This window comes from Thalassotalea hakodatensis (assembly GCF_030295995.1).
GTDB classification, from domain to species: Bacteria; Pseudomonadota; Gammaproteobacteria; order Enterobacterales; family Alteromonadaceae; genus Thalassotalea_C; species Thalassotalea_C hakodatensis.
In genome coordinates this window covers 719,960-742,124 of sequence record NZ_AP027365.1, presented here as the reverse complement: position 1 = coordinate 742,124, position 22,165 = coordinate 719,960, and the positions used below count along the sequence as shown (strand labels likewise).

Genomic DNA, 22,165 nt, shown 5'->3' with positions numbered 1-22,165 from the left:
AAAGATAAATTTCAAATAGAGGTAACCAAACGAGAATTGCCCCGTTTGGTTAATTAGGGTCTGTTGATCTTTCTAGATTAAATGTTGTTTGAACTAAACGCGAAAGATCAACATTGTTTACTTGCTAATTAAGGCTAGCTCAGCATCAGCGTTAAGCACCACCCACCAGCGATGACCAAAAGCTGAATCAAAACCGACCAATGGGTAATCACTACAGCCTTCTGCTTGAGTAGGTATTGTCGTTAAAAACGTATCATCCCAAGCAGCGTCAATAATACACTCATCTGGCGCAATCGGTTGCCAATCGTCTTTTTTTATGGCTAATTGAACGGTCGCTGAATCAATGTCTTCATTCGCACTGTATTGCACTACGTATTTGTCTGATACAGCATCACTGATATCCCAAGATTTAGTCGCGGTTTCAGGTAAGGTAACAGCTGGTTTGCCTGCACCTTGTTCAATATCACCTAAATCAGGACCAGATAAAGAAAACGCAAGACCAACATCTGCTTCAATATTTTTTTCCACACCATAATCATCTTGATACATACCTGTTTGGTTTTGTGTACCACTTACAATCAAAATGTCTGAAGCAGTATTGTCGTTAGCAGGAGTCCAACTTAAGGTAACATGCTCTTTTAAATCAAAAGTCGTTTCGGGAATAACCAGTTCATTATTTTCATTGTCTGGCACAACCCGGTAAGCAGCATTTAAGTTAGGTGACCAGCGTTCGTGAACTTGAAATAGCCATTGATACGCTAACCGAACTAAATCATTCATTGTTTCTGCGCGGCTGATACCTGGCGTATAACCCATATCTCTTTCACGCGTATCAGTACGATTAAAAGTATCATTACTTCCGCCGACTAAACGAGCATACGAACCATCATTCGCGTAACAATCATTGGTAATATATTCTGGTTGAAACACCATTGCAGGGCGTGTGTTAGGGTGAATAGCATTAGGATAGACAAGTGTTTCACAACGATTATTGGTTCTAGCGAATTTATCCATTAATTGCCACTGTGCATTAAATGCATATTCAGGCGCATTTGAATGTGCTTGATGATTCGCAAAATACGACTCGTATTCAACACGGTCATTGTTAAACGTTAATATTGATGAATTAACATCATAACCGGGATCATCTGAGCGATCAGTTTGGTTCTTTTGCGAGATTACTGCCTGCACGAGATCTCGCTCTCCGTAACGATACTCATACCCTTTATAAGACGCATTACCCACCATGATTTGAGTATAGGCGTCCATGCGATAATTTCCGCCCGTTGGCGTAGAACTCGAAGGATAAGTAGTAAGTACTGACTTAGCCGTAATTAATGAGCGCTGATATTGATGCTCATGACCTTGCACATAAATCACATCATACGCTGAAAAAAACTTACGTATTTCTGGTTGAACATCATACAACCAATTGTCATCTTTAGTACCATCTACAATTTGTTCACGAGTTTGACCATACTTCGCACCAATTAAACCATCATGGCTGGCTACCACGATATGCTCAAAGTTCCCTTCATTAGCTTCAACGGTTTCTTTGATCCAATCAAAAGCTAGTGGCAAATTATAATAAGCAAGGCCAAAAATAAGCACATTTTCACGAATCACTGAATAATTTACCCATTCATAAGCAGGCATATGAATGGCGTCTTCAGGGATAAAGTTTTTCATGTTTTCTATCCAATTATATGTGTACGCATAACTGGTTTCGTGGTTTCCCATCACGGGTAAAAATTCGATACCTTGTTCCGCATAAGCATCTGCTACTGAGCGCCATTCTGCAAATTCAACATCAGTACCATTATCGGTTAAATCTCCAACAGCAATGATCAGATCAACATTATGAGCTTTTTGATGTTTTACCACTTCTGCCATAGGGTGTAAGGCAACGTGTGCTTGACCTTCTGCATCGGTTCCTCCTTGAGTATCTGGCAACAACCCAATTTTAAATGGATTATAAACAACAGGTTCTGGCTCTTGAGGTTCTTGAGGTTGTTCGGTTGCAATAGGCACCTCAACAACGACTTCTTTTTCAACTATTTTAACGTCATCACCGCAAGCCGATAATGTAACTATCAATGACAAACATAGTGCACTTTTTTTATAATTATTCACAATACTTCCTTCGAATTACACATTAAAAACAACGTGTAGAGTAGAAGCATTGATTGACAATGACATGACGAGTTTATGAAGGATTCACGACAATGAATGTAGTAGAGATGAATAGCGATTCTGTATGTATTAATTTTATAGAAAGCGCAATAAAAAATAAAACAAGCAAGCGTTCGTCAAGATCAAAACTTAAGCGACAGACTACAAAAAGCAATAAAGGTTATGCACGAAAAACCGTATACAACTAAATAATAAAATTCAAAGAAAAGTGGAGGCCATGTAGCCTCATTAAGAGGCAAAAATCGTTTATTAATGTCAAAGGAGACCATAGAAATGACAGTCCACCTCAGGGCGCGTTGTTAGGCGATCCTACTGCGGTTTAAGTTTACCGAGTAAGGTTTTTCCGTAATCTATAGCTTCACGCTCAATTTTAGTTAAAGGGTCAGATTGACCATTCTTAGGTGTTTGAAATAATGACTGACCATATTTAATTGCAGATTTTTCCATTGCATTAAGCGTTATCTGTTCAGATTTTTCATCGTGCTTGGTTGCATTCATATTTTGCTCCTGAATTATATTGTTAATTGACGTTTCAAATACAGCAGCAAGACACTTTAAAGACTCTGAACCAACACTTTGTCCACTCTCGACTCGTTGAATAGTACGAGCGCTTAGACCTGAATGAAGAGCAAGGTCTTCTTGAGTCCACCCTTTGTCTAATCGACGTTGTTGAATACTCATCACTTTTCCTTTTGCTGTTTGATGCCTATTTATGACAGCCTTACAGGAGAATAAACACGACAAAATAACGACACATACAGTTTTGTCGGCGACAACCATAAATTATGGTCGCCTAACAGTTTATTGTAATTGTTCGCAAAATAAAGCGCTACATAACAACGGTTAATGCTTTGGTGATACTTTGTGTAGATTCCATGTAAGCAAAGCAAGTGTTCAATTTATTTTAAATGTATTTCTTGATCTAAATTTTACTAGTGTAATTGAAAACAAAAGAAATAATAAAATATGCATGCTTCCTCCTCCGCCAGAACTATCTGATGAAGTTGAATTATTTGTTGTACTCGAATTAGAGCTACGTGAAGAATCTAATGGGTAGGCGTCAGCACTGTCATCTACACCGTCACCATCATCATCTGTATCAGTATTATTACCAATACCATCACTATCTGTATCCACTGACTCAGATGCATCTAACGGGAAAGCATCGGCACTGTCATCTACACCGTCACCATCATCATCTGTATCAGCATTATTACCAATACCATCACTATCTGTATCCACTGACTCAGATGCATCTAACGGGAAAGCATCGGCACTGTCATCTACACCGTCACCATCATCATCTGTATCAGCATTATTACCAATACCATCACTATCTGTATCCACTGACTCAGATGCATCTAACGGGAAAGCATCAGCACTGTCATCTACACCGTCACCATCATCATCTGTATCAGCATTATTGCCAATGCCATCACTGTCGGTATCTACGGTTTCACTTATATCATATGGAAAAGCATCTGAGGAGTCTTCTACACCATCATCGTCTGAATCAATAATCCCTAACTCCAATTCATCCCATCGGCCATTACAGTCAGCGTCATACCTACAACCTTCTTCAGCAATAAATGCAGGTACTGCGGTATATTCTATTTTATTGTTATAACTATCTGTTGCTATAAGTTGAATATCATATGCTCCATATTCGAGATCAGTTAAATAAGCTTCATTTAAGGAGTTTGATGTACTTGCTAATTCTACCCACTGCTCAGTACCGCTGAACCTTATGCTAATAATATTTGATATAATTGATGAATCGTCATCAAACTTGACAGAAATTTTTCCATTACCATTTGCAAGATAATTATGTGAAGAGCCAAGTGTACTAATTGAAAAAGCTTTAATCATTGGTGGCGACTTATCTACGGCGTTAAGATCATAATTTAATATTGTATTTATAGATACGAGGGTATCTTCAATGGAATAACTATTAAATTGAAGCTCTATTTGTTCTGTTTCTTGTGGTAACTCAATAGATTTTATTTCCCAGAGATTAATACCGCCAGCGCTTTTTATATAAACGTCTCTATTTTTCGATTTTCCTTCATTTCCATCGATATAATAACTTACATCCCCTTTATAATATGTCATTAGGTCATCTGAAAAGTAAGCTGTGCTATTGGCAAATTTATGGCTTAAAATAAATATACCGTCATTGTCAATTATTCGCGCCCTGAAAACAGGTAAATCATAACCTAATTTAAAATCATAAAATGCATCATTCATTTCTATTTTCTTTTCAGAGTGATTAGTATTTTGAGCATCAAAAACTATAAGGTCTCCCTGAGAGTCGAAATAATATTCAGCACTCTTATAAACGCCATCACTCTCGTGAAAATACGCATAACTGCTTTCATCTGAATTAGTATATGCTTTGCTATTAGCAAAAAATGAAAAATCGGGTGATGGTGATAATGACATCATACTAAAAGTGGTTTCGCTATTTTCAGGCATTAAAATTGAACTGCCAGTCCCATTTAAGTTATTTAGTGGATATTCTTCGTATCTCCAAAAAGTGGGGTTAATAAATTGATTTTCTTTATCATCTTTCATTGCATAGGAAAAGTTTAACATTCGGATGTTATTAACATCATTAGAAAATAAAAGCTCATCACCATTAATTGAATATTTGTCAAACCGATGATCTATCAGTATTTCGTTGTGATAATTAAACGAGTCGTCTCGTTTTCTAATTTGAAAATCGTAGAAAACATCATCTGTAGGCTGATTCATATATAGTTCTAATGGAGGTTGTTCAGGGTAAGCACCCAAAATACTTGACCATTTACCAGCGTGATCTGAATGCATAGCATTTATATGAATCTGTAACCAAGGCGGTAATGCACCATTAAGATCTAACTTCCTACCAAATTGATCTTTTAAGTCAAAATTCACTTTTTTTAAGCTTTCGTCGATCTGATAAGTGAGCTTTGTATTATTATTGAGCGAGTATTTATCAAATATATAAGCTTTTGAAGTAAACCCTCCCAATGCATTTAGAATAATTCTGTATTCACCTTCAGGTAATACAAAGGTTTTCTGTGTTATGTCATTGTTATTGAACCATATATTCTCAATTAGCCCTTTGCTTTTTTCTAAAATACTTAGAGTAAATTGATAGCTATCTAGAATCTCCTCGCTATTTAATTCTTCTACATTTAGAACAACTCTGTTTACATTAGTGATAGCGATAGGAATTAAAAGTTCGGAGCTATTTCCTTTTATTAAAATTTTCGCTATATATGTTGGATGTTCAATAGGCTTAACAGCTAAATCGATTGGAAGTTCGATCTCAATTTCTATTGATTTACTTTCGCCAGGAAGTAGTTCTATGCTTTTTAGTGAAGGGGTATAAACAATGGGGTTTTCATTATTTTTAATAACTGATATATCAAAACGTTGTCTATCATTGCTAGAGTTTGTAACCTTCAATGCTTTGAGCTGATTTAATTCAGTAATATCTTCATACCAACCGAGATTGAAAACACTTTCATCAACTAAAAAATCTATCTGTTGAGCGTTTGCATAATTAATAACTCCCATTCCCTGTGCGCTATAATCTTCGTCAAGGTCAATGGCTGTTCCCATTAATATGGCTTTAACTTCATTTGGTTTTAAGTTGGGTTTATCCTTTAATAATAATGCAGAATAACCTGACACAACGGGAGCCGCTAAACTAGTTCCTGACGCAGTTGTGTAGCTACCATTGAGGCCAGTTGTTTGAATATTAACACCTGCAGCAGAAATATCTGGTTTTGCATATCCACTTTGCTCAGACATACCTTTAGAGCTAAAATTTGCGATGTGTGATTCACCTTCAGATGCTGCAACAGTTATAACATTGTCATGCGCGGATATATTTCCTAATGTAAAGTTTTTACCGCCGTCATTTCCTGCACCTACAACAACTAAGATGTTAGCTGCTATTGCTTTATCAATAGCTCTTAATAAAGGATGTTCTGGGTTATTAATTTCTTCTTCACTACCTAAACTAATATTTATAATGTCAACTGCATCATCAATATTTCCATCACCATTAGGATCCATTGATGCTTCAATTGCTTTAATCATTAAATGATCTGGACAGTAATGAGAACAAACGTTATACGATAATAATGATGCTTTTGGAGCTACACCTTTAACTTCTCCTTCAGCGACAATAATTCCTGCGACTAACGTGCCATGAGAATCTGTTTCTTTAGGCATTGGGTCATTAGAATCATTAATAAAGTCATACCCGCCTATAACTTTACAACTAGTACCCAAGCACCCCCCTAATGCAGGGTGTGTATAGTCAATGCCTGTATCAATAATTGCAATTGTAATTCCTTCACCTTGATTAGTATTATCGGGTGTAGCTAATTTGTTTTTACTTAGTATCTTTTGGTTATGTTCTTGAACTGGAATTGGCTTCAAATTAAGAGAAGGATAAACACTTCTTACTTTTGAATGCGCCTTAACCTTTGATAATTCATTTTGATCAAGGTTAGCAATAATCGTATTTGTTGATTTTGTTAGTCTTGAAATAACATTGAATTTAGGGAGAGGATCTTTCGTATCCCTTAATATTTTATTTTGCTGCTCTATCCTTTTATTTGAGCGACTCTGAGCGCTAGTTAAAACTCGCGTATCTGAATTTACAGAAAAATCATCATGCAGCTCTATTAAATATCTTTTTTTATGATTGGATTTTAGATAAATACTATTTTTTGGTTCAACTTCTATATTCTGTTTTTTTCCTTTAGTTTCCGCAATAATATCGAAATTAAAAATAATTAAAGTAACAAAAAGTATAAAACGCATGAGTATCCTTTCAAATAAATCCATATAATAGCAAAGAGTATATTTAAGTATTTATTTTTACTCAACTAATTTTCCGTACAGTTATTTACAGAACTCCAAGTTATCACAAACTACATTTGCTCTTTCTAAACGCCAACTGAAAAACCGCGTTAAGATTCTATGCCCTTTAAACATCAAGCCTTTAATAGTTTGGATAATATTTCCGTCATAAAAGCCTACTTAACATTCACCTGTTTCATTTGTCCTACAATACAATTTGTTGACTAGGAGGGGCAACACCAATTCTGTTAACCAGCGTAAGTGTTTTTTCGACCAGTTATCTTTAACTTCACATTGAATATTGTTTCTAAGAAATAAGCCTTTCAGTTGAAATTTGGCGTCTTTTAAATCCTTCATGGCCGTTTTCCGTGCACGAGATAAATCTCGTATGGCTTCATCTTCTGCTTCGGGTACATAAATAGCGGTGAGCGTTTCTGCCTTAAAAAGTAGCGCTAGTTTAGCCGCATCACGTTTATCTGTTTTTACTCGGTCGCCAGGTTTTTTAGGAATGAGTGAAGGAGCTACGATATAACAGCAATGGCCAAGGCTGGTTAACAAACGATAAATCCAATAGCCACAAGGGCCTCCTTCATAAATAAAGTGCAGTGTTGCTTTAGGGTATTTTGATTGTAGTTGCCTAGCGAGCTTAATAAAGGCGGATTTATTCTACCTAATGATTAAGGTTTAGCTCCTCGTTCGTCTTTTAAAACAGCGAGTTGTGCAAATGTTTTATGAGTATCTAATCCAATAAAAATTATGCTATGGTTATTCATGCTGATCTCCTTTTTTAGTATTTAACAAACTAATTATGGCTCTGGCTATCAGCTAATCCACGAATGGTTGGAGAACAGTACTTTCGTGGGGAATCATTATGTCTAGCACTACAAGAGGAAGTCATGCGTATTAAATTAATATTTATATTGATAACTTTATTTTCGAGCGTATCAAATGCGCAAGACTATTTTGTTAAGAAAGTGAGTTTCAAAAACATTGTTGCCAATCTATATCTTCCTAAGACCTCTGAAAAAGTTCCTGTGGTTATTGCAATCGGTGGTTCTGAGGGAGGAATCGGCACAGGTGATGCCAATGGTAAAATGATTGCACCACATGGGATCGCTGTATTAGGGCTTGCCTATTTTAAAGAAAAAGGGATTGCTCAGACACTAGATCAAATACCCTTAGAATACTTTTTAAGTGCAATTGATTATCTTGAGACTGTACCTTCAATAGATTCGTCAAAAATTGGTTTTGTTGGTGGTTCAAGGGGAGCTGAATTAGCGCTTTTATTAGCATCAATGGAACCACGTATCAAATCTGTTGTGGCGACAACTCCAAGCAAAGTAGCTTGGTACGGAATGACTACAGCAAAGTCAGCGTGGACATTTAACGGAAAAGATATTCCTGCTTTAAGTTTGGAACTCGATGAAAAGGCTCCTTTACTTAATCGATTTGAAGTCGCTTTAGAAAATAAAGAAAATGTAGCAAACTCATTATTCTCTTTCGAAAAAATAAATGGTCCAATATTGCTGATTTCAGCAAAAAACGATCAAGTTTGGCCTTCATTTCGAATGTCGAACGAGATAGAGGAATACCTTAAAAAACATAAGTTTAAATATTCCGTCACACACAACGCATATCCGACAGGTCATGGTTTTAGTCAAGAGACAGCGCCTGAAATTAAACAGTCAATAATTGACCATTTTGTGCGTACGTTGTAGTGCTAACAAGACCTTGTTATGTGGCAACTTTAAACTAACTCTAAATTATAGAAATATTGATGAAACAATAATTACCCTTGTGTCTTAATTAACACAAGCAGTCTTTTTTTATGTTCAGTCAAATGGGGGACAAGCTCATCACTAAATTTCATAGCAACATCTATTTGTTCAATTGCTTCACTAAATTTCCCTGATCTTTCATAAGCATTAGCAAGGTCGCTATAGCATTTAATACATGTCGGATAATTTTTCGTGTTGAACTTTAACAATGTTATTGCTTCATTGAAGCCATTGTTTGTATTTAAATGGTAATCAGCAGCTTCATTAATGATAGATTTTTGAGGCTTAACTTCATAACCATATCGTACAGATAACATTTGATAGTATTTTTCTATTGCTTGTAAGCCTTCTTTTAATGGCTCAAAAGGTATAAACCACGGTTCATACAAATCACGAAAGGCATTGAACTGCCCAACAACAGGTGTAGTTCCATGTTTTTCACGATCAAAAGCATCCAATCTAAATAAAAAGTTATTAGGTTTATTGAGTTTTAACTTAGCATTTAATTCTTTGAAAGCACTTCGCATAGCGAGTCCGCTTGGGTGGTCACTTATAAGCCCTTCATTTCCTATATTAATATAAAGATAGTTTGGGAATTCTTTTTTGTGAGTTAGAAAATCAAGTGTTTTTTTAACGGTATCTTTATTGTTCCAATATAAAGAAGGGCTATAGGCAAAATGTGCTTGGAACAAATTTGGCCGAGAATGAAGGGTATGCACAACTAAAAGGCCACCAAGAGAATGTCCCGAAAATATCTTATAGCTTTCTGTACTATATTTTTTATTTATATAAGGAATCAGTTCTTGTTCAATAAAATCTAGAAACTTCTCTCCACCGCCGGACGATTTTCTTGTTTCAATTTTTGTCGGTGTATAGTCTCTCATTCTATTTTTACTAGAAATACCTACAACGATCATTTCAGGCACCCTCTCTCCTGATTTTAGGTAACTCAACGTGCCTACCGTGTGGGCGAAGTTATTCTTGCCGTCTAATAAGTATAAAACGGGGTATTTTTTAGCGTCACTATAGTTTTCAGGAAGGTGAATCCATAACTCGTAATTTTCTTGTAAGAGAGTTGACGCTATCTCAGTTTTAAACCCTATATTTATATTGTTGTCTTCTGCAAAGGAATTAAAGGAAGTGACGATAAAACAGATAGTTGCCGATAACCAATAACTAATTGATAAATTTTTTTTCATAAAATTAATTCCTTTTATTTTGTTAAATTTTCGATAATTTAGGTAAAGATTCCAGAGTGCACATACTCAATTTTCCACATTACACTCGCAGCAGGCGAGATTTTCAGCGCCCTGCAGCCTGTGCTTGTTATGCACTTATGAAACGACCATTTGCTAGCTCTTGTTCGTCAGGGATTTCATATTTTGGCTCCATAAAGTTAAACATGAAATCAGTAACCGGAAAGGAATAAACAATAGGGTCTTTCTCTACGTTTCTTTTTTCTACTCTCTTTTTGCGAATATCTTTTGGCGCGCTCAAATAATGTACTTCTGGCTCAATGCCCAGCTTCTTAGCTAGATCAGTAAAATGACAGCGCTGCTCTTTAGTCGTGAAGCCTAAATCTAAAACCACGCTGCCGTTTAATTTTAAAACTTGTTCAGCAACCTGCCAGATTTGAACATAACACCGATTTCCCCTCTCAATCATCCAGTCATAATCAAGGGAGGTCATATCTTTTGAAAATAAATTCTGCATCCACGGATCTATAGAGAAGCGAACTGCCCCAATATCCTTAGATAAAGATAAGGAATATGTGGTCTTCCCAGCCCCTGTTGGACCGGTAACAATAATTAATCTCGCCATTTTTTGTGGTTCTCTATTGATGCATAAAGCCACATTAAGCGGCTCATAACAGTTTGGCTTAAATAAGTGAGGCTCGAACGGAAAGCCAACTGTAAATATTGTCTTTGTTGATTTTCTTGTATGGATAATAAACCCACAAAACTTAAACTTATTCGGTAAAGTGAGACCCAAGCTATAGCAGCAACTATAGCTTTTCTATTAGGCAGTTCGATTGATTGATGGCTCCTCAATTGAGAGACCGATAACAAGAAAGAACACCTTCTAGAACTCCAAGCAAAATACTCGAATAGTCTACTGGGTCTCGAACCCGCATTATGCAAGCAAGGGTTAGCTTATTATGAATACTAAAACAAATCAAAACATTAACGTTGGTGTCGATACGGGTAAATATCAACTCGACATTTATATTCGTCCTCTCGATATATATTTCACAGTGAACAATGATGAAACAGGCATTAAAAAAGCCGTTTCTATTATCAAAAAACACAAACCAACGCGCATCATCATTGAAGCAACAGGACGCCTTGAAATGCCGTTCATTATGGCATGTGCCAAAGCAAACTTACCGTTTGTGATAGCCAACCCGGTTCATATTAAACGTTTTGCTGGTGCCATTGGTCAACGCGCTAAAACCGACAAACTCGATGCCCAATTAATTGCCCATTATGGTGAGGCGATTAAACCCAGGCTGTCACAGTTGAAACCAGATACCATGCAGGTTATGAGTGATTTAGTTGCGCGTAGAAATCAACTTCTTGTGATGCAAACCATGGAAAAGAACCGCTTACAAATACTCCCAAAGAACCTCGCCATGACAATAAAACCAATACTCACAGCATTTTAAAATCAAATAGATAAAATAGAAAAGAAAATCGTCGAAGTCATCGAGAGCTGTCCTGATTATCAAGCCAAAAACATGATTTTACAAAGCATGACTGGGATTGGAAAAATAGCCGCAGCATCTATCATTAGTAACTTACCAGAATTGGGCTATATCAACAGTAAACAAGCGGCAGCCTTAGTGGGAGTAGCACCAATGAATAGAGAAAGTGGGCGATATAAAGGCCAAAGAAAGATACAAGGAGGTCGTGCACAAGTTAGAACCGTATTGTACATGGCAATGATGTCAGCGATGCAATCAAACCCCGTTTTTAAAGCAACATATCAACGATTACTGGCCGTTGGTAAACCTAAAAGAGTTGCGATAATAGCGTGTATCAGAAAGATGATTGTGATTTTAAATTCGATGCTCAGAGACGGTGTAATGTGGGAAGCGCCAAAAGTGTAAAATTAACTATTGACGCCATAGTCTCTTGTTATATGCCCAGTTTACCGCTTAACTTTTTGCAAACAGTTTATGAAACAACTCTTCAGATTTTTTGAGCCCCTCATCTGTTAATACAACAGATTTAGCTTTACCAACGGGATCGCAAATTAAACCCTTTTCATGTAACCGATTAGTCACTTCCCAATCAATTTGTTTCCATGCTCGAAAGTGATCATGCAATGTAAGATACATTAGAGCTAAAGCTGCCTCATCTATTTTATCTTCATCAATGTTCATGATTAACTCCAAAACCCGAAGGGCATAGACATAATGACTCCCCACGAAAGTGCTGATCTCCAATCATTCGTGGATTAGCTGATAGCCAGAGCCATAATTAGTTTGTTAAATACTAAAAAAGGAGATCAGCATGAATAACCATAGCATAATTTTTATTGGATTAGATACCCATAAAACATTTACACAACTCGCTGTTTTAAAAGACGAACGAGGAGCTAAACCTGAATCATTAGGTAGAATTAATACCAATAAATCCGCCTTTATTAAGCTCGCTAGGCAACTACAATCAAAATACCCTAAAGCAACACTGCACTTTATTTATGAAGCAGGCCCTTGTGGCTATTGGATTTATCGTTTGTTAACCAGCCTTGGTCATTGCTGTTATATCGTAGCTCCTTCACTCATTCCTAAAAAACCTGGCGACCGAGTAAAAACAGATAAACGTGATGCGGCTAAACTAGCGCTACTTTTCAAGGCAGAAACGCTCACCGCTATTTATGTACCCGAAGCAGAAGATGAAGCCATTCGGGATTTATCTCGCGCACGTGAAACCGCCATGAAAGACTTAAAAGACGCTAAATACCAACTCAAAGGCTTGTTTTTAAGGAACAACATAACCTGTAAGGTAAACGATAACTGGTCTAATCAACATTTACGTTGGTTAACCGAATTAGTGTTGCCCCACCCTAGTCAACAAATTTTCTTGCAAGACAAATCTTTATGGAAAAGATTTGAACAGCTTTAGCTGGCCTTTTAGGTGAAATACAAGGACGTATTTCATAAATGATACAAACCATCACCGAGCGAATGAAACGTGTGTCTCGTTTAGTGAACGAACTTGAACACCAAGTGAAACAATGGCGCTATTACCCTGTTGTAAAAGCGATTCAAGCCATGCGCGGTGTACGTATGTTAGTTGCCGTGGGCACTATTGCCGAATTAGGGGATCTACGACGTTTTGATCATCCCAGAAAGTTAATGGCCTACCTTGGGTTAGTGCCAAGTGAAAGTTCTAGTGGTGATACTCGACGATTAGGAAAAATAACGAAGTGCGGCAATGGTCGAGCCAGACGGTTATTGATTGAAAGTGCTCAAACCTACAAACACAAAGCCAATATATCCACAGAACTTCAAAAACGGCAAGAAGAGTTAAGCAAAGAAATCGTTGATATTGCCTGGCAAGCTCAACTTAGGTTATGTCGTCGTTATCAACGTCTCATGCAAAAAGGTAAACACCGCAATGTAGTGGTTACTGCAATAGCGCGAGAAATGATCGCGTATATTTGGGCGATATCACGGGAAGTTGTGATAACACCAATGGATCCACGTACACGTATTTCAAGGTTACCTGCATGAACACAAGTATTGAGTTAGCGCATTGGATCAAGCATCGGGAGTGGCACAACAACCGAGGGCGTTAGGATGGCAATAGCCTAATGGCTATTGAACCACGAGCATAGACTGAAATCAGGTGTCACGACGGAACAAGTAAGGTAGGCACTGTTAACCGAAAGGTTAATAATCCACGACAAAATCGTCTGGAACGATTTTGAACAGCGAAGCTGATTTACGAAAGGCAGGACGCCTGTAGTCATATCAGCATGATAACCGACGAATTTACTTGCTTCATCTATGCGTTAACTCACTCAACTTGATAAGAGAGAAATTATGGCTCGAAAAAAAGCAGAGATCTTTATGGTTTAACTTGACGTGGAGAGTCATACCAACGCCCTGTTAATAGGCAAATAATAGTTGGTTAAAATAAGCGACGAAGGAGCAAAAACCAACTGTTATTGTGATCTTCCCCCGCAAAAGTGGACACCTTCCACTTTTATTTTCCTGCCAATTCAAACTCAACTGGTGGTTGATATCCTAAACTTGAATGCAATCGCTGTCTATTGTAAAAGTAATTTAAATAACCTTTTAGTTTAGAATGTAACTTACTCATTGTTTCAAAACGATTTCCTCGAATGATGTCAGCTTTCAATGAGTGAAAAAACGACTCCACTTCAGCATTATCTGTGCAGCATCCAGGCCGGTTCATACTGGCATTAATATTGTGAATTTTTAAGTAGTGCTGAACATTGTGGGCTCGATATTCGGCACCTCGGTCAGTATGAAATAATACTCTTTCAGTGGGTTTGCGTTTTTTAATGGCAAGCCGCAATGCTTTTAACGTCAGCTCAGTTGATTTGTTTTTACCAAAGGCCCAGCCAATAACACGACGAGAGTATAAATCGATAACGACAGCAAGGTAATGCCAACGTGCACCAACTTTAAGATACGTGATATCACCCGACCATTGCTGGTTTGTCGCTGTCGGCTTGTCTATATTTCTACGCTTATTTTGAATTTCCTTATAGAAAAATTTAACCTTAGCTGGTTTGCTATATGTCTTAATTGCTCTAGCTCTCAAGCCACTCTCTTGCATTAACCTTGCAACCCGCTTCTTGCTTGTTCTTATACCTGATCTTTTCAACGCATAAAACACACGGGGGCTGCCATACGTCTGATGATTAGCATGAAACACGGCTTTTATTTGCTGCAATAAATCTGCATCTCTTAACACTTTGGCTGATAAAGGACGATTACGCCAAGCATAAAAACCACTGGGAGAAACGTTGAGCCAATCACAAAGGTACTTCACACCTAAGATTTGTCCGAACTTGTGGATGAATCCAAATCGCTCTGATGTACTTCCGCCAGATACCGTTGCCACTTTTTTAGCAAGTCGTTCTCCAGTTTCAGACGCTCATTTTCCTTTTTAAGCTTTTGAATTGCAGACAGTTCTTTTTGGGTGGGGACTTTACTCATTATTTCATTGCTGCCCTGGTAGCGCTGATGCTTAGAGAATTTACCTTCTCTGTATTCCTTCCGCCAACGACTGAGCATAAACGGGTGAATATCAAGTGCTAAAGCAACATCCTTTGACATGACATTGTCTTTTAAGCTTAGTTTGACTACTTTGATTTTGAAACTTACTGGGTAAAACCATGTTTTTCTAGGTTGTGTATATTTGGGCATTGTAGCCTCCTCAATATGATGAGGAGGTGTCCACCAAAACGGGGGAGGTGCATTTGTCCTTTTGAGTGACTTGTTATATTTTTTATACCATAATATATTATATATAGGTACTTATGAGGTTTTACATCATGGCTAAAAATACAAGCGTAACACTAGGCGATCATTTTGATCAGTTTATAAACCAACAACTTAACACTGGTCGTTATGGCTCAGCAAGTGAAATTGTTAGAGCTGGATTAAGAGCTTTAGAAGATCAAGAAGCTAAGCTGTTAAATTTACGCAATATGTTAATCCAAGGCGAACAAAGCGGTGTTGCTGAGTACAGTTATGAAAGCTTATTGACTGATTTAGATAAAGATAACCATTAATGAATAAGTTTGTATTATCTGCGAAAGCCAAAACAGACTTAATTAAAATAGCTAAATATACCCAAATTACTTGGGGACTATCTCAACGGAATGATTACCTAAAAGTATTAGATAGTACATTCCATTTATTAGCTGGTGAACCCGAACTAGGCATTAACTGTGATTATATTAGAGAGGGCTACAGTAAATACCCACAAGCTAGTCATGTGATCTATTACAAAGAGTATAAAAACAGCCAAATATTTATCGTGCGAATATTGCATAAAAGTATGGATGTAAACTCCGCACTCTAGAAAAATATAACGCTTTGCTAAGAGGCTAAAATGGTTGGCTGGCTTTTTTGCGGTTCTTTGCAAAAAACGAGCAAACTGTTTTAGTGATCTTCCCCCGCAAAAGTGGAAGGTGTCCACTTTTGCGGGGGAAGATCAGATGTTGAACAACGTCTTAATTATCTTACAAATTATGAAAATATTGCTCTTAAAACACTGCCTGAAATAAAATCGTTGTTTTACAGACCAACGACTTTAAGGTTGCTTTATCAGTTCAGCACGATGCTGATTTAACAAATATGTTAATTGTGTTTTTGTTTTTAGCGTTTCTTTGTGGTTTTCACCTAATACTTTTGCACTTATTTTAAGAGTCTGTCGAAAAAGCGTTTCTGCTTGCTCATATCTTTCAGTTGCCAGATAAAGCTCAGCTAAAGAATGATGTGCACTTAATACCTCAGGATGTTCAGGCCCAAAAACTAATGTGGCAGCGCTTATATGCTGATTTAACGATTGTTCGGCTAACTGATATTGCCCTGTTGCCATTTGAGTTAAAAATACACCTTTCATACAATAAAGTGTGTAAGGATTATTAATTCCTGACTTAGTTAGCCATTTGTCTATACAAAGCTGATAATAATGTTCTGCTTGCTCATAGTCTTTTTGGGCGTAGTAAAGGTTCCCTAACTTTTCTATTGAATACAACGTGTGACGATAGTCAGCGCCAAAAAGTTGTGTTCGCTTTTGATATACTTGTTTAAAAATTTTTTCCGCCTGTACAAAGTCTTTCTTAGCTAAATAATATGTTGCTAAATTATCTAGTGCTCCTAAAGTATCTTGATGGTCTTCGCCAACGATTTGGTTGCTAACCTCAATGGTTTCTTTAATCACCGGTAACTTGTCGGCTCCATATTTTATTACGTTTAGCCGGCTTAAATTAAACAACAAACCTAAATAGCCCCCATCTTTTGCTAAATGGTGTGCTTTATAAATCTCAAGTCCTTTATTTATATGCTGCTCAGCAGGTTCTATTTTCCCTAAATCAATATAAATAAGCCCTAATGTTTTATGAAGTAAAGCATCAACATGAGGAGGATAGGCATTTTGCGTGGAGTCATTGAGTTTTCTGCCTGCATTATCAAGTACATTAGTTAATGAAACGTCTTTACCTTTGGCAACAAAAGGGCTACTAGCCGCTAACGTTTCTGTTAAAAATTTTGAAATGGCTTTTGTTTTTTGATTTTCTACTAAAGCGATATCTCGCTCATTTGCCACTTGCTTCGCTTGAAACCAAGTCAATATGCTAAAACCTATCAGTGCGATAATAGCAAAGCTTAACGTAAACTTTTTCCTTCCCTGATAACGTTTAGAACTCTTAATGAAAGCGAGTTCGTTATCATTTAAGGTTACTTCTTTGCGCTTAATTAATTCTTCAGCATCAAGTACTTTTTGCTTGGAATTGAGTAGTGCGTCGGTAGCTTTACCAGTATTTAGCCAAAATATGCAATCGTCAGCGAGTTGTTCTCGTTTATGGATAGCTACGCTGTTGTTGCTAAGCCATAATTGAATGCGTTGCCAATGTTTTAACAAAGCTTCATGCGCAATAGTTATAAATTGACAATCTTGTGCATCGCTACCTTGATTATCAGTGGAGTAACTATGTTGTTCACCTGTGTTTGTCTGAATGATAGTGATAAACAAACGAGCATTAAGAAAATGTTGAATAAACTGCTTTTCAATGGGTTTCTTAAAGTAGTTTTTAGGTAGCTTTCGTGCCGTTACATTATGCTTATTTTTGTGATCAACTTGAATTAAGGCATGCATAATATTGTCCCAGCATGCTTGAACATTAATCGGTAAACTATTGAATACTTTTTCAGCTTGTTGAGCTATCGCCCCTTCAATCCCCCCCATTTTTCGATATGCGCTAAGCAACAATACATTATTACTACTACGTTGTTGGTACAATAAATCAAGGGTATATTCTAACAGTGGCAATGCATCTGGATTTTTAACCGCAGCAGCAAGTAATATTTCGTCTAAATGCTCTTCATTTTCTTTGTCGTGTTCAAAACTTAATCCTGCGGCAATTGCAGGGTTTCTGATCATTCGACTAATTTCTACTGGGGTTGGCGCTTGTAAATCGTACTGTTTTCCCTGGTCTTTTAATTCATAAAAGCCTTTTACATCAAGACACTCAGCATAAAAATCATTTCTAAGCATTGCAATAAAAAGTAACTGTTCACATTGCGCTACTTGCAATAAACAACTCACTAAGTTTTGCTTTAATTTGACCGTTAAATTTTCATCTAACAGAAATTGTTCAAATTGGTCGATAACAAGTAGTTTGTAATTTTTTACTTGCTCGGGTTGATCAAGCGCTGCTTTATTATGGTCTAGGTTATTGTGAGAATTTAAAGCGTTTGTTAACTGAATTGGGTCTATTTCAATATGCGAAATTAAGCTTGATAGTTCCATTGTCGTTTTAATTAATGATAGTTTATCTAACGCATGGACTAATGCTGAAATAGGTGATTCATCGATACATTGGCTAGGGCTAATAAAATGGTATTGAGTCACCTTAAGCTGAGAAAAACCCGTTTCACTGTTAAGATAAGGCAACACTCCTGCTCTCATTAATGATGATTTTCCACTGCCACTTTTACCTAAAATCAATAGAAAGTTATTTGGTCGTTTAATACTCGTCTTTAATTGGCAAATAACGTCTACAATAGCTTTAGCTCTGCCAAAGTAAATTGAACTATGCTGTTCATTAAAGGTGTTTAACCCTAAATATGGTGAACCTTGCGTCCATTTTTTTAGCGTTTGACGTTGTGATACTTGATTAGATTTCGTAGAAAAATTAATTGGAGCAATGATTTTATAACCACGGCGATAGATTGTTTCAATAAAGCTCGGTTTTTTTGAGTTACAGCCCAGCTTTTTTCTTAATCCTGCAATACATTTTTGTACAGGAGCATCCCCGTAAAATGTACCCGCCCAACAAGCAATTAATAACTGTTCTGCACTAACGGTTTCACCCGCATTTTGACAAAGATAAATCAACACATCCATCATCTTGGGCTCGATGGTTAAACGTGTTCCTTCTTTTATTAGTTGATTAGAGTCTCCATCAACCGTCCATGTGCCTAAAGTAAAAGTACGTGGTTGCTCAGTATATTCAGCGGTGCTATTAGAATCCATTCTCTGCAGCCTCTATTTAAACAGTAAATTATCAATAAAGCTTACAGCATAAGGTCAGCTTCTGCCACTTAACTCCCCAAAATAAATTAAACATAACCAATTGAATAATAATAAGTTTTTAACAGCCACTAAAATGGTAAGAAAACCGTAAGTCTTTTTAATATTTTTTGAACAATACTGCTAGTACAGGAAGTAACACGTAAATATTAAAAAACCTAAGGAGCACAGATGATGAACTGTACAATGAAAATATTGATAGTCATTCAACTAATGCTTTTTCATTTATTGGTTAATGCGCAAAACATAAATGGACTTGCAACACAGAGTAATGAAACATGGAGCTTTTCTAAAGAATTAAAGGCGAAGTTTGTCAATAAACAAAGTCTAAATTATCTAGTGATTAGCAATTCAGAAGGTCGAATTATCACCGAGCACCTTATTCCAAGAGCAAAACACTTGGCTAACATTACTTGGGCGAGCAGCGATCAATATCTAACCTTTACCGAAAATAACAGAAATTTATGGCTTTTTAATATTGTAGATAAGTCAGCAACGCTCATTGAACACAGCTTTCAAAGTAAAAAACCATTGAATTTTAATGCCCAATGGTCGCCAAATGGTCAATGGATGCAGTATTTATCCAACAATAATTCACGATACCCTGCAAAAATGTATTCTTTAAAACGTAAACGAGCTTATCTTGTACCTGTGGCCTCAGACGTCATTGTTGATATTGCATGGCATGATAGTAAAAATGAATTAGTGATTAATACCGATCAATCAACAAAAGAACAAACTGAAATGTCGTTATACGATATTAAAATGACCCTTCAATCAGAAGAGCAAATAGTACAAGTAATTCCCTTTGACTGATAGTGTAATCACTAGGGCCTGTTGATCATTCGCGTTTAGTTCGAACAACATTTAACCTCGAAAGTTCAACAGGCCTTAGTTACAAAGAGCGGCAAGCGTTTAGTTGACCACTAAAATAGCTTGCTATCGGTATACTGCGTTTCTTTCCATTTCAGCTATTTTGTTCATTTCAACGTCGTGCCACGTTGCATCGCAGTCAATATAAGACGCTGAATTTTGTGGTGATGGCAGCAGCATAATGGTTCTTATATTAGCCTTTGCCACTGTTAATGGAGTTAATTGCCATTCACTAATTTGTTGTGTCAATGCTTGCTTTAAAGAAGCTTCTATTGGTCGACAAAAATCTACCAACGTTACTTTACCGCGTTTAGAAATGGTAAACTCTACCGCTAGCTTTCGTTCCTCAATAAGCGGGTACATTGACTCATCCAAACTAATCGTCATATCACCAATATGCCAATATTTAGCGACATGATAAATAGGCGTAATAGATAATGTTTTAGCATCTACAATTGGTTCAACAACCTTTTTAGCCACCTTTATTGGATTACTTACCAACTCATACTGCTGTAAAATATCAAAATAATTCAAACCATTAACCAAACTTATGAAGGCTTGCTTTTTCTCATCGACACTTCCTGGAAATTGTTTGAATATACTCACTAAGGCGTTTGCTAAAAACTTAGACTCTTCAAGATTTAATACGCCATGGTAAGGGAAGGAATTCTGTATCCACTCCTTATAGCTATTGCCAAAGGTTGGTGTTGCTAAACGTTCTTGTCGAAATGTGTTGATGTTATGGCTTTCATTGGTTAATTCAGCACGACAATCATCAGTAGCGTATATTGTTTGCTCAGTGTCGCTAAGCCTAAATTCCAGCATAACTTTCTGTCGTTGTGCTTGCGGCGAAGGTTGTTCAGTTTGATATTGCCATTGCGCAACTGCTTTAACAGCTTCACCTTCGAACACTTGATGACTACTGGCTATCGGCTCAACAAATTGCGTCTGCCCTTGTTCATTGATAAAAAACTGTACGGTAACACAGCCTTCAAGGTTTTGTTTAATCACTTTAATCGGGTATTTAGGATTTATTCTTTTTATGTTTTGCCAGTCATTTGCACTGGCAAATGTCGTCATTAGGCAAAAAAGCAATGTCCATATTTTCATAAGCGTCCTTTACGAAATTAATTTTTCACGTTTACCAGTAAGCAATACTCTAGCGCTATTGTTTTACAAAGTTAAGCCATTAGATGTTGCTTATTGCTGTTTACCTTATTCATTATCGGCAACAACTTGCCGTAAACACAATAAATCGGTAAGGGTTCGTCACACAATCCCTTCAACATTTTCAGTTAATATGCTTTCATCAAAACCTATCTATAACGTTAATCACCCGTGCAAAGTATTTGTGCAAAATATCGTTAACCTATCTGAAAATGGAGTGATTATTGCTAGGTTTTTGTTAGTGACTTAGTTTAAAAACGATAAGGTAACAGGAAAAATGGAAATTACCAACAACGCTTTTCACACCCAAATACAAAGCTCAAACCAAATAAATAACGCAAAAAACGGTAATGCTTTTGCGCAAATTCTCGCAGGATATCAGCCGAATAAATCGGAAAGTGCCAAAGCCGAGGTACGCGCTGAATCTGTTTTTAACATGAACACCAACCAAGGCAATAATGATATTAATCTCGATGAATATCTAGCCACTGGCCCGCAAGCTACCCCAGTCTCGTTAAAAGATGTAGAACTCTTATTACCAACGGCGCATAATGTTGATACGTTGGCAAAATATTCCCAAGAAAAGTTTAAAGACCTATTAACGCAATACAATATCACATCACCACCTGAAACAATCTCGTTTGATAATGAAGGTCAAATTGTGATACCCGCAGATTACCCATATACAGCTCAATTAAAACAAGCATTAACAGAAAACCCTATCGTGGAAAACGCGCTTAGAACTACCGCTGCCTTAGCAAGCCATTATGCCGGTATTATGGAAGGCCAACCCTTTCGAGATGAAATGGCAACAGCAAGGTCGCAAGCAGATAGAGACAGAATCATCGAAAAATACAGTTATTTATTTGACGATAATCGACCCGCTAAGCAAATCATTTTAAGTTTTTTAGAAGACGGTAGTTTGTTACTTGGTGAGAAGAAACAAGTTGCATAATTGAAGGTATAAAAAAACCCCTTAGTAAAGAC

14 protein-coding genes and 3 pseudogenes are annotated in these 22,165 nt (G+C 36.9%); 7 read left to right on the top strand and 10 right to left on the bottom strand.

The features are described from left to right. Positions 1-117: 117 nt before the first annotated feature. From QUE72_RS03155 to QUE72_RS03140, 4 genes and pseudogenes are all read right to left on the bottom strand, one after another. Positions 118-2,133 (bottom strand): metallophosphoesterase family protein, encoded by a 2,016-nt coding sequence (locus tag QUE72_RS03155; protein ID WP_286271494.1) that lies wholly within the window; start codon positions 2,131-2,133, stop codon positions 118-120. A gap of 369 nt (positions 2,134-2,502) precedes the next feature. After that, positions 2,503-2,874, bottom strand: coding sequence for a helix-turn-helix domain-containing protein (locus QUE72_RS03150; protein ID WP_074498161.1), 372 nt, complete (start codon positions 2,872-2,874; stop codon positions 2,503-2,505). A gap of 213 nt (positions 2,875-3,087) precedes the next feature. After that, positions 3,088-7,017 (bottom strand): S8 family peptidase, encoded by a 3,930-nt coding sequence (locus tag QUE72_RS03145; RefSeq protein ID WP_286271491.1) that lies wholly within the window; start codon positions 7,015-7,017, stop codon positions 3,088-3,090. 247 nt (positions 7,018-7,264) lie between these two features. Further along, a pseudogene (locus QUE72_RS03140) lies at positions 7,265-7,829 on the bottom strand (IS110 family transposase); the annotation flags it as partial. A gap of 123 nt (positions 7,830-7,952) precedes the next feature. On the opposite strand from QUE72_RS03140, the gene QUE72_RS03135 reads away from it, so the two are divergent. Next, positions 7,953-8,774: an acyl-CoA thioester hydrolase/BAAT C-terminal domain-containing protein gene (locus QUE72_RS03135; RefSeq protein ID WP_286271489.1), complete on the top strand. Its 822-nt coding sequence runs from the start codon at positions 7,953-7,955 to the stop codon at positions 8,772-8,774. A gap of 71 nt (positions 8,775-8,845) precedes the next feature. On the opposite strand, the gene QUE72_RS03130 is transcribed toward QUE72_RS03135, so the two are convergent. Next, entirely contained in the window at positions 8,846-10,033 is a 1,188-nt protein-coding gene (locus QUE72_RS03130) for an alpha/beta hydrolase-fold protein (RefSeq protein ID WP_286271487.1), read from the bottom strand. A 127-nt stretch (positions 10,034-10,160) separates the two neighbouring features. After that, positions 10,161-10,655, bottom strand: a complete 495-nt coding sequence (locus QUE72_RS03125; protein WP_286271483.1) for an AAA family ATPase — start codon at positions 10,653-10,655, stop codon at positions 10,161-10,163. Positions 10,656-10,992: 337 nt separating this feature from the next. On the opposite strand from QUE72_RS03125, the pseudogene QUE72_RS03120 reads away from it, so the two are divergent. Then, positions 10,993-11,943 (top strand): annotated as a pseudogene (locus QUE72_RS03120) (IS110 family RNA-guided transposase). 48 nt (positions 11,944-11,991) lie between these two features. Here QUE72_RS03120 and QUE72_RS03115 read toward each other — a convergent pair. Continuing rightward, on the bottom strand, positions 11,992-12,219 hold the full coding sequence (locus tag QUE72_RS03115) for a DUF6429 family protein (protein ID WP_286271481.1): 228 nt from the start codon (positions 12,217-12,219) through the stop codon (positions 11,992-11,994). A gap of 130 nt (positions 12,220-12,349) precedes the next feature. Between QUE72_RS03115 and QUE72_RS03110 the strand changes: the two are divergent. Beyond that, a pseudogene (locus QUE72_RS03110) lies at positions 12,350-13,575 on the top strand (IS110 family RNA-guided transposase). Positions 13,576-14,050: 475 nt separating this feature from the next. Here the strand turns inward: QUE72_RS03110 and QUE72_RS03105 are convergent. Then, positions 14,051-15,243, bottom strand: a protein-coding gene (locus tag QUE72_RS03105) for an IS3 family transposase (RefSeq protein WP_286269112.1) whose coding sequence is annotated in 2 segments (ribosomal slippage) — positions 14,051-14,935 and positions 14,938-15,243 — 1,191 coding nt in all. Because the reading frame shifts where the segments join, the coding sequence is not laid out codon by codon here. Between the two features lie 128 nt (positions 15,244-15,371). Here QUE72_RS03105 and QUE72_RS03100 point away from each other — a divergent pair. Both QUE72_RS03100 and QUE72_RS03095 read left to right on the top strand, forming a co-directional pair. Further along, positions 15,372-15,611: a type II toxin-antitoxin system ParD family antitoxin gene (locus tag QUE72_RS03100; protein ID WP_286271480.1), complete on the top strand. Its 240-nt coding sequence runs from the start codon at positions 15,372-15,374 to the stop codon at positions 15,609-15,611. Beyond that, positions 15,611-15,904 (top strand): type II toxin-antitoxin system RelE/ParE family toxin, encoded by a 294-nt coding sequence (locus tag QUE72_RS03095; RefSeq protein ID WP_286271478.1) that lies wholly within the window; start codon positions 15,611-15,613, stop codon positions 15,902-15,904. Before QUE72_RS03100 ends, QUE72_RS03095 begins: the two co-directional genes overlap by 1 nt. A gap of 231 nt (positions 15,905-16,135) precedes the next feature. Here QUE72_RS03095 and QUE72_RS03090 read toward each other — a convergent pair whose 3' ends face one another. Beyond that, a complete protein-coding gene (locus QUE72_RS03090) occupies positions 16,136-19,081 on the bottom strand; it encodes an nSTAND1 domain-containing NTPase (RefSeq protein ID WP_286271477.1) in 2,946 nt (981 codons plus the stop codon). A 228-nt stretch (positions 19,082-19,309) separates the two neighbouring features. Between QUE72_RS03090 and QUE72_RS03085 the strand changes: the two genes are divergently transcribed. Further along, positions 19,310-19,954 carry a hypothetical protein gene (locus tag QUE72_RS03085; RefSeq protein WP_286271475.1) on the top strand — a complete coding sequence of 215 codons (645 nt, stop codon included), beginning with the start codon at positions 19,310-19,312 and terminating at the stop codon, positions 19,952-19,954. A gap of 123 nt (positions 19,955-20,077) precedes the next feature. On the opposite strand, the gene QUE72_RS03080 is transcribed toward QUE72_RS03085, so the two are convergent. Further along, positions 20,078-21,121 carry an energy transducer TonB gene (locus QUE72_RS03080; RefSeq protein WP_286271473.1) on the bottom strand — a complete coding sequence of 348 codons (1,044 nt, stop codon included), beginning with the start codon at positions 21,119-21,121 and terminating at the stop codon, positions 20,078-20,080. Between the two features lie 334 nt (positions 21,122-21,455). On the opposite strand from QUE72_RS03080, the gene QUE72_RS03075 reads away from it, so the two are divergent. Further along, the gene (locus tag QUE72_RS03075) at positions 21,456-22,133 is read left to right on the top strand and encodes a hypothetical protein (protein ID WP_074498678.1); all 678 of its coding nucleotides are present in this window, start codon (positions 21,456-21,458) and stop codon (positions 22,131-22,133) included. The last annotated feature ends 32 nt before the right edge of the window (positions 22,134-22,165 follow it).

Coding starts and splice junctions, on each gene's coding strand:
- QUE72_RS03150 (WP_074498161.1), bottom strand. CDS start 2,874: ATGAGTATTCAACAACGTCGATTAGACAAAGGGTGGACTCAAGAAGAC.
- QUE72_RS03145 (WP_286271491.1), bottom strand. CDS start 7,017: ATGCGTTTTATACTTTTTGTTACTTTAATTATTTTTAATTTCGATATT.
- QUE72_RS03135 (WP_286271489.1), top strand. CDS start 7,953: ATGCGTATTAAATTAATATTTATATTGATAACTTTATTTTCGAGCGTA.
- QUE72_RS03130 (WP_286271487.1), bottom strand. CDS start 10,033: ATGAAAAAAAATTTATCAATTAGTTATTGGTTATCGGCAACTATCTGT.
- QUE72_RS03125 (WP_286271483.1), bottom strand. CDS start 10,655: ATGGCGAGATTAATTATTGTTACCGGTCCAACAGGGGCTGGGAAGACC.
- QUE72_RS03115 (WP_286271481.1), bottom strand. CDS start 12,219: ATGAACATTGATGAAGATAAAATAGATGAGGCAGCTTTAGCTCTAATG.
- QUE72_RS03100 (WP_286271480.1), top strand. CDS start 15,372: ATGGCTAAAAATACAAGCGTAACACTAGGCGATCATTTTGATCAGTTT.
- QUE72_RS03095 (WP_286271478.1), top strand. CDS start 15,611: ATGAATAAGTTTGTATTATCTGCGAAAGCCAAAACAGACTTAATTAAA.
- QUE72_RS03090 (WP_286271477.1), bottom strand. CDS start 19,081: ATGGATTCTAATAGCACCGCTGAATATACTGAGCAACCACGTACTTTT.
- QUE72_RS03085 (WP_286271475.1), top strand. CDS start 19,310: ATGATGAACTGTACAATGAAAATATTGATAGTCATTCAACTAATGCTT.
- QUE72_RS03080 (WP_286271473.1), bottom strand. CDS start 21,121: ATGAAAATATGGACATTGCTTTTTTGCCTAATGACGACATTTGCCAGT.
- QUE72_RS03075 (WP_074498678.1), top strand. CDS start 21,456: ATGGAAATTACCAACAACGCTTTTCACACCCAAATACAAAGCTCAAAC.